Source organism: Bacteroidota bacterium, assembly GCA_034723125.1.
In the GTDB taxonomy this organism is placed as follows: Bacteria; Bacteroidota; Bacteroidia; order CAILMK01; family JAAYUY01; genus JAYEOP01.
On sequence record JAYEOP010000463.1, the window covers coordinates 1 to 1,988 of the forward strand.

The window sequence follows — 1,988 nt, forward strand, 5'->3', positions numbered from 1 at the left end:
GGAAAAATATAGGACTGCCTTCTATCTTTTCCTTGTATAAATTTCATAGTATAAAAATAGAAATTATTCCTTTGGTGGCAAATTATTTTTATCTACAAATTGTTGATTTTTTTAGACAGTCTGACGGTTTGGCTATGCGTAGTGCGGGATTTTGAAACGATTATTTTTCAATTTATCATTAATTTTATTTGGCACTAAAAACTTCAATGTCAGCATATTACCCAAATTACGTATAGCCTTTGTTAGGCACTGTACTTTTTCTTCACTAATCAAATAATGTCTTTTGCGATTGGATTGTTCGTTCTTTATGTGCAAATTTTAATGGCTTTCCTTCTACTGTAATTATTTCATCTTGTTCTTTTAGAAATGTTGAAACTTTTCTGGAACTCCAATCTAATTTCAGAGTGTCAACAATTTTCTTTGAAGTAAATACTCCCTTTTTTAAAAATTCAATAATTTTATATTCAACGTCATTAGAGTCAGGTTCTGCAACAACATTTTGAAGCATATTTGTTTGTTGTTCATAGCTCAAAACAATTCCTTTTGCATCAACAGGAACAGCTCCTTTTTGTATTAATTGATTATTAGCATTTTTTTCATTATAGTTTGGTTTCCTGACAAATATTTTTCGTCCTTTTCTAAGTCCGTCAACGACACCCGACCAAGTACCGCCTTTATTACTCGATTCTGCAACAAAAATTTCAGTTGCTAAACCGTAAATTATTGGATTACGAGCCATTGCTAAACCTACACTCCAAGTCGCTTTTGGATAGAAAGTACTCAATACCATCACATCACCGCCAATGATTTGTTTATAATATTTTTTAAAGCCTGAATTAAATGTTGAAATACCTTGGGGTAAAACAATAATACTTTGTCCTTTATATTTTAATGCTGAATCTAATGCTTGCTTATCAACTCCTTTGGCAAAACCACTTACTATAACTTTATAATCTTGGGAAGCTGTTTTAGCAACATTATCTGTAAAATCCAAAGACACATTATCTGCTTTTCTTGAACCTACAATAGCGACAGATTTTTCTTTCATTATTGCCTTATTTCCTTTTGTATAGATTAAGGGCGGTGCGTATGTTCTACCCAAATTCTTTTTAAGAATAGGGGAATATTCAGGTGAAGTGATTGGTAAAATACTGTATCCTTGTTCAAGAAGGTCTTCAACCATAAAAGCATAATTTGACAATTCCTTTATAGCATCTTGAAATAATAAAATCTCATTGTAATTTAATTCGTAATTGTCTTTCCATTGTTTTGGCTCAAAATGAAAGAAATCAATAATCGTTTTTTGTTCTTCAAACAATCGAACAATTATTTCATTCTTTTTTTTAGTTCTGAGTTTTGGCAAATGTGCCAAAGCAAGCCAATATGATAATTCTTCATTCATACTATTCCTTTTTATATATCACCACCAACAGTTCTGGCGATTATTAAAGGTGCTATTTTACTCGCACCACTATTAGTTAACATTCTTCCAATCTCTTTAATTGTTGCACCGCTATCAAAAATATCATCAAAAAGAATAACATTTTTACCATTTATCTGTTCAGGATTATTGAAAGTAAACATTCCAGCAACATTATCTCTTTTTAAATAGCCATTTTCAAATACTTTTTGCGGTTGTGTTTCTCCTGTTTTTACAAGATTATGTGAGATAGGTACTTTCAAAACTCTTGAAATTTTTTCTGCAAAATTCTTAACCAAGTCCCCTGATTCAGTAGGTGGCACATATACAATTAAATCAAACGTCAGTCTGTCTAATAACCCTAACCACCGATTAAATTTTTGTCAAATATAAGGACATTTCTGCTTTGCTCAAAAATAATTTGCTTTTTTTAGGTTACGTTTTTCGAATTGCTTCTTTCAGTGATGTTGGAAAAATATATGCCTGTCTTCTGTCTTTTCCTTGTATAAATTTCATAGTATAAAAATAGAAATTATTCCTTTGGTGGCAAATTATTTTTATCTACAAA

At 30.7% G+C, this 1,988-nt stretch carries 2 protein-coding genes; both read right to left on the reverse strand.

From position 1 onward, the window contains the following. Positions 1-265 precede the first annotated feature (265 nt). Positions 266-1,402, reverse strand: coding sequence for a DNA-processing protein DprA (locus U9R42_12070; GenBank protein ID MEA3496754.1), 1,137 nt, complete (start codon positions 1,400-1,402; stop codon positions 266-268). Between the two features lie 11 nt (positions 1,403-1,413). Continuing rightward, entirely contained in the window at positions 1,414-1,743 is a 330-nt protein-coding gene (locus U9R42_12075; protein ID MEA3496755.1) for a phosphoribosyltransferase family protein, read from the reverse strand. Between the last annotated feature and the right edge of the window lie 245 nt (positions 1,744-1,988).